Genomic DNA, 5,361 nt, shown 5'->3' on the forward strand with positions numbered 1-5,361 from the left:
ACCGAGACTGGCGCGCATTTGTGGGGATTCCAATTCGCGTGTTCGTTGCGCAGAAGGATGCAACCCGCAATTTCCCAGCGCACAACGACATCACCAAGTACGAACCGAGCCCCGACCTGCAAGGCACGATGCGCACTGAGAAGGTCGATCAGATAAGGCAGGAGCGCTTCGCGCGGGCTGAGGAGGACATGAGATCGGCTCAGCAGGCCTTGTCTCAAGCTCCGCAAATGCCGAACAGATAACAGGTAAGACCCTGTTCTGCTTTTGTTCATGAACTGTAAGACGTTGTTTTACAACTGTTTTCCTTGCGGACTTATTTTGTTTTTTCTTACCGTGTATGCACTGCGTACCAGTTACGCGCCTATTTCAAGGAGTTTGATATGGAAAACGCCAATGTTGATACAAGGGTCTCGCCCGGACTGCACCCGGATAACGTCAAGCAGATCGACGGCTATGACGATGACACTGCGCCTCTGCTGGGCACGACCCTGACCGCGTTCAGCACCGCTTACGAGGGCATCCGCGCCGTCCATGACGCGAGGGAGAAGGCAAAGACCAATCCGACTTGGAACGAAGCGCAGCAGATCATCCATACCGACGACTTCGCACAGAAGCACCTTGCCCGAATCAGCAAGGGCTTTGACAGTGTGCGCGCCACGCTGGAAAAGCAGATCGCGCACTTCGAGACCGAGTTGGCGACCCCGCTTGAGTCCCGCGCCAGCGTGGGTATCTCCGGCGAGATTCGGAAGTACGTCAAGGACATGACTACCGAGGAGCGCCACAAGTTCATCCAGCAAGCAATTGATGAGGGCGATGCCGTTTCAGTCTCCGCCGTGCTGGGTGCCCCGGCATATCTGTCCGGTCTCACCGCTGACTTTCAGCGCACCTATACGCGGTATTGGAACGAGCGTTCTGCACCCGAGACGGCACGCAAGCTGAAGGCGGTGCAAGGTGCCAAGGCAATGATCGAAGAACGGGCAGGCTTGGTCTTCAAAGAGCTTGAGAAAGCGGTCGGAGCAGCACCCCACAAGGCGCAAGCACTCCGCAAGGCCAAGACGGAAGCGGAGCAAGCCTTCGTCCTCAAGGACATTGGCTGAGCCTGATCCAAAGCTGAACTAATCAAGGATTCCCACATGACAGAGACTGTCCAGCCTGAATGGCTCAAGGGCTACCAGCCCGACACCGCACCGCCTCCGGGCAACCCGAAATGGCAGAAGGGCATGAAGTCCCCGAACCCTGCCGGGCGTCCGAAGGGCATCGTAGATCGCCGCACGAAGATGACGCAGACGATCTTGGAAGACGTGACCGCAATCCTCCGCGTCATGAAAGAGAACGCGCTCAACGGCGACACCGCAGCCGCCGCGCTGTTGCTCTCCAAGGTAATGCCTAGCCTGCGCTCCCAAGCGGAGCGGGTGGAGTTTGACTACGATGCAAGCGCGCCCATCAGCAAGCAAGTTGAATCGGTGCTTGATGCTGTCGCCAAGGGGCTTGTCGCGCCTGACGTTGCCAAGTCGATTGTGGAAACCATCGGCACGCTGAGTCAGATCCGCGCCACCGAAGAACTTGAAGCACGCATTTCCGCACTCGAAGAGAGGGAGAACACATGAGCATCTACGACACCGACAGCATTCCCTTTTACGGCTGGGGTCGGCCAAAGATCGAACGCCCGATAGACACACCACAGGGGCAAGCCGACCTCAAGCTGATCGTCAATGTCTGCTATGAGGCGATCTTGAAGTGCGACGACCCAGCAGTGCGCTATCAGGCCGCGCAACTGCTTCAAGCAATCGGCCCAATGCGCGGAACGCTCCAATGAAGAACCTGCACACCGACCCGCGCGAAAACGCGCCCGTCAAGCACACGGTAACGCCCAGTGACCTGCAACAGATTCAACAGCGCCGCATTGAGCAGCACGAGCACCAGCAGGCAGCGGACGCGCTCAACCTGCACCGTGCTGCAAAGCTGGGTGACAAGCTCAAGAAACTGACCGATGGACAAGATTGAATCAGAGTGTATTGACCGCGAGCTAGCGCGCTGGGAAGCACGCCGGAAAGCCAAGCTGACCGTGGCTGCTGAACCCGATAGCGACCCTCGCGCCGCGTCCCGCATTGTTGATAGATACGTCCGTCAGCAGATGGATCGTTGGGACGCACAGCAGCAGAACCGAGCTATCGCATCGAAGCTCGCACCGCTGCTGAGCAAACGGAGGTGATGACATGGCGGACGTTCGAGGGCTGGCAAGCCGAGTAAAGAAGCTGGAGCGCACCCGTGGCGCCAGTGCTGATATGCAGGCGTGGCTTGCGCAAGCGTTCGACGCTGCTATCGCGGAAGGCAGGATGTGCCCCGTCGATGGCGATGTGGTGCGGCACTGTGTCTTGAAGTGGGTCGGCGAAGGAAGCGCCAAGGGCATGGCCGGAGAGGGTTCGTTGATATGGAGTTGAACGAACAACCCTCATGGCTGGCTAACTGGCAACCTCAGCCGACGAATCACCACAGTGGGCCACGTGTAGCGCCCAAGCCTGCCGCGCAACCTGAACCAGCAAAGCCCAAGGCGAACTTCCAAGGGTTCATCATTCCCGAGCGCTGGCCTTGTGACAACGGAGCGCGGCGCGAACCTGTGCTTGATGCTGACCTTGGTCGTGTCGTCCGCTATGTCGGGTGGAAGAAGTGCATGCGTTGCGGGAAGTGGTTCTTCAGTGAAGACGTGGCGCGCTTGCGCATGTGTCACGAGACGAGCGCTACAGGGGTTCTGGGCTGTCGCAGAAAAGACGTTGATTACGACCTGCTCTAGTCCCCACGGGAGCCGAGGCATAGCGGTGAGTCCCTCGTAAATCAAACCTCCGCAGCAGCGGGACAGGAAAGCTCCTGCCTGTCGGACGTTGCCTTCAACGCCTCGGGTGCCCATGACCCGAGGCGTTGTCGTTTGTGGGGATCGCAGGGTTGCGCGGCGCTACGGGGCGGCACAGGCCGCTAACGGCCCTGGCTCAATGGGGTAGCGGCGACCACATGCACCGCGCGGCCTGTAGGGGCGGCATGTACGCGCCATGTAACCGACCTCGCACCCTGTGTAGCGAGCAAAGAAAAGCCCCGGAGCCTTGCGGCACGGGGCTTTGGATGGTGGGCCCAGCAGGACTTGAACCTGCGACCAAGCGATTATGAGTCGCCTGCTCTAACCAACTGAGCTATAGGCCCGAAACTGTTTGCGCGGCGTACATTTTGGTTACACCGGCGATTCTCTGCGCTTTGCGTACTCGCTGCAAGTGCTTGCTACTGCTACGTTTTTCGCAAGCTCTTGCAGTTTAGCCCGTTCTATTATGAGTCGCCTGCTCTAACCAACTGAGCTATGGGCCCGTACGAAACGTAATCAGCTGTCGCTGTCGAGGAAGCTGCGCAGGCGCTCGGAGCGGCTGGGGTGGCGCAGCTTGCGCAGAGCCTTGGCTTCGATCTGGCGAATGCGCTCGCGGGTGACGTCGAACTGCTTACCGACTTCCTCCAGGGTGTGATCGGTGTTCATTTCGATGCCGAAGCGCATGCGAAGCACCTTGGCCTCGCGCAGCGTGAGCGAATCGAGCACTTCGCCGGTGGCGTCGCGCAGGCTGGAGAACATGGCCGCGTCAGCCGGGGCGAGCGTCGCCTGATCCTCGATGAAGTCGCCCAGGTGCGAATCGTCGTCGTCGCCGATCGGGGTTTCCATGGAGATCGGTTCCTTGGAGATCTTCATGATCTTGCGGATCTTCTCCTCGGGCATCTCCATCTTTTCGGCGAGCGTGGCCGGGTCTGGCTCCTGCCCGGTTTCCTGCAGGATCTGGCGGCTGATGCGGTTCATCTTGTTGATGGTCTCGATCATGTGCACCGGGATGCGGATGGTGCGTGCCTGGTCGGCGATCGAGCGGGTGATGGCCTGCCGGATCCACCAGGTGGCGTAGGTCGAGAACTTGTAGCCGCGACGGTATTCGAACTTGTCGACCGCCTTCATCAGGCCGATGTTGCCTTCCTGAATGAGGTCGAGGAACTGCAGGCCACGGTTGGTGTATTTCTTGGCGATCGAGATCACCAGGCGCAGGTTGGCCTCGGTCATCTCGCGCTTGGCACGGCGCATCTTCGCTTCACCGGTGGACATCTGGCGGTTGATGTCCTTGAGTTCCTTCAGCGAGATGCCCAGGTGGTCCTGCATGTCGATGAGCTTTTGCTGCTCCTCGAGCACCGCCGGGTGCACCCGCATGAGGCCTTCGGCGTAGTTTTTGCCAGCGGCAATCTCGTCCTTGAGCCAGTCGAGGTCGATCTCGCGGCCCGGGAAGACCTTGATGAAGTGCTGGCGCGGCATGCCGGCACGATCCACGCAGAGCTTGAGGATCTCGCGCTCGTGTCCTCTCACCTGTTCGACCATGTGGCGAACAGAGTCGCAGAGGCGCTCAATGGTCTTGGCGGTGAAGCGGATGTTGAGCAGCTCGTCCGAAATGGCTTGCTGCAGCGTCCTGTACTTCTTGTTCTCCGAGCCGTGCTTTTCCAGGGCCGCGATCTTCTGCTTGTACAGCTTCTCGATGGTCGCGAAACGTTCGAGTGCGTCCGCCTTGAGCTTCTGCATGTTGGCGGCGTTGATCGCGGCTTCTTTCTTGGCGCGCGCGTCGTCGTCATCCTCGTCGTCGTCGCCGTCGTCCGAGTCGTCGTCGCTGTCGCTGTCGACGTCATCCGAGTCGTCGTTCGAATCGTTGTCGTCGTCGCTGTCTTCTGCAGCGGCGGCTTCCTCGCTGCTGTCGATCAAACCGTCGATGAGTTCGTCGATGCGCATCTCGTCAGCTTCGATCTTGCGCGCTGACTCGAGCATCTCGGCAATCGTCGTGGGGCAGGCCGAGATGGCCTGAACCATGTGCTTGAGACCCTCTTCGATACGCTTGGCGATCTCGATCTCGCCTTCACGGGTCAGCAACTCGACTGTTCCCATCTCGCGCATGTACATACGCACGGGATCGGTGGTTCGGCCGAATTCGGAATCGACCGACGAGAGTGCCTGTTCGGCTTCTTCTTCGGCAACGTCTTCGTCTACCGACGCCGGCACGTTGTCCGACATGAGCAAGTCTTCGGCAGCGGGCGCCTCGTCGAAGACCTGAATGCCCATGTTGTTGAACGTGGCGATGATGCCTTCGATCTGTTCGGCATCGGCGACGTCGTCAGGCAGATGGTCGCTGATCTCGGCGTAGGTCAGATAGCCTCGCTCCTTGCCGAGTGTGATCAGCGTCTTGAGTTGCGTACGCCGAAGCTCGGGATCGAGCGGTACCGCCGCGGGGCTCGCTTTCTCGACCGTCTCGGCCTTCTTCCTGGCTCTGGTGCGCCCCCCTTTGGGGCTGTCCTTGCGCGAAGCTT

At 59.7% G+C, this 5,361-nt stretch carries 8 protein-coding genes and 1 tRNA gene; 7 read left to right on the plus strand and 2 right to left on the minus strand.

Annotated features, from left to right (window positions below; translation table 11 throughout):
• The 7 genes from GPA21_RS20710 to GPA21_RS19165 form a co-directional block, all read left to right on the plus strand.
• Positions 1-242, plus strand: a 242-nt coding sequence (locus GPA21_RS20710; protein ID WP_211163712.1) for a hypothetical protein, incomplete at its 5' end; no start/stop codon positions are given.
• Between the two features lie 138 nt (positions 243-380).
• Positions 381-1,097: a hypothetical protein gene (locus GPA21_RS19140; RefSeq protein ID WP_168989675.1), complete on the plus strand. Its 717-nt coding sequence runs from the start codon at positions 381-383 to the stop codon at positions 1,095-1,097.
• 36 nt (positions 1,098-1,133) lie between these two features.
• Positions 1,134-1,607 (plus strand): DUF5681 domain-containing protein, encoded by a 474-nt coding sequence (locus tag GPA21_RS19145; protein ID WP_211163713.1) that lies wholly within the window; start codon positions 1,134-1,136, stop codon positions 1,605-1,607.
• Entirely contained in the window at positions 1,604-1,816 is a 213-nt protein-coding gene (locus GPA21_RS19150; RefSeq protein WP_168989676.1) for a hypothetical protein, read from the plus strand. The genes GPA21_RS19145 and GPA21_RS19150 overlap by 4 nt, the downstream gene beginning before the upstream one ends.
• A complete protein-coding gene (locus GPA21_RS19155; RefSeq protein ID WP_168989677.1) occupies positions 1,813-2,004 on the plus strand; it encodes a hypothetical protein in 192 nt (63 codons plus the stop codon). The genes GPA21_RS19150 and GPA21_RS19155 overlap by 4 nt, the downstream gene beginning before the upstream one ends.
• The gene (locus GPA21_RS19160; RefSeq protein ID WP_168989678.1) at positions 1,991-2,212 is read left to right on the plus strand and encodes a hypothetical protein; all 222 of its coding nucleotides are present in this window, start codon (positions 1,991-1,993) and stop codon (positions 2,210-2,212) included. The genes GPA21_RS19155 and GPA21_RS19160 overlap by 14 nt, the downstream gene beginning before the upstream one ends.
• Positions 2,213-2,216: 4 nt before the next feature.
• A complete protein-coding gene (locus GPA21_RS19165) occupies positions 2,217-2,441 on the plus strand; it encodes a hypothetical protein (protein ID WP_168989679.1) in 225 nt (74 codons plus the stop codon).
• Positions 2,442-3,115: 674 nt separating this feature from the next.
• Here GPA21_RS19165 and GPA21_RS19170 read toward each other — a convergent pair.
• Together GPA21_RS19170 and rpoD are read right to left on the minus strand one after the other, a co-directional pair.
• Positions 3,116-3,192, minus strand: a tRNA-Ile gene (locus GPA21_RS19170).
• A 172-nt stretch (positions 3,193-3,364) separates the two neighbouring features.
• The coding region (rpoD, locus tag GPA21_RS19175) for an RNA polymerase sigma factor RpoD (RefSeq protein ID WP_168989680.1) at positions 3,365-5,361 on the minus strand (1,997 nt) is incomplete at its 5' end.

The sequence above is a fragment of the Azoarcus taiwanensis genome (assembly GCF_012910885.1).
In the GTDB taxonomy this organism is placed as follows: Bacteria; Pseudomonadota; Gammaproteobacteria; order Burkholderiales; family Rhodocyclaceae; genus Azoarcus_F; species Azoarcus_F taiwanensis.

Coding starts and splice junctions, on each gene's coding strand:
- GPA21_RS19140 (WP_168989675.1), top strand. CDS start 381: ATGGAAAACGCCAATGTTGATACAAGGGTCTCGCCCGGACTGCACCCG.
- GPA21_RS19145 (WP_211163713.1), top strand. CDS start 1,134: ATGACAGAGACTGTCCAGCCTGAATGGCTCAAGGGCTACCAGCCCGAC.
- GPA21_RS19150 (WP_168989676.1), top strand. CDS start 1,604: ATGAGCATCTACGACACCGACAGCATTCCCTTTTACGGCTGGGGTCGG.
- GPA21_RS19155 (WP_168989677.1), top strand. CDS start 1,813: ATGAAGAACCTGCACACCGACCCGCGCGAAAACGCGCCCGTCAAGCAC.
- GPA21_RS19160 (WP_168989678.1), top strand. CDS start 1,991: ATGGACAAGATTGAATCAGAGTGTATTGACCGCGAGCTAGCGCGCTGG.
- GPA21_RS19165 (WP_168989679.1), top strand. CDS start 2,217: ATGGCGGACGTTCGAGGGCTGGCAAGCCGAGTAAAGAAGCTGGAGCGC.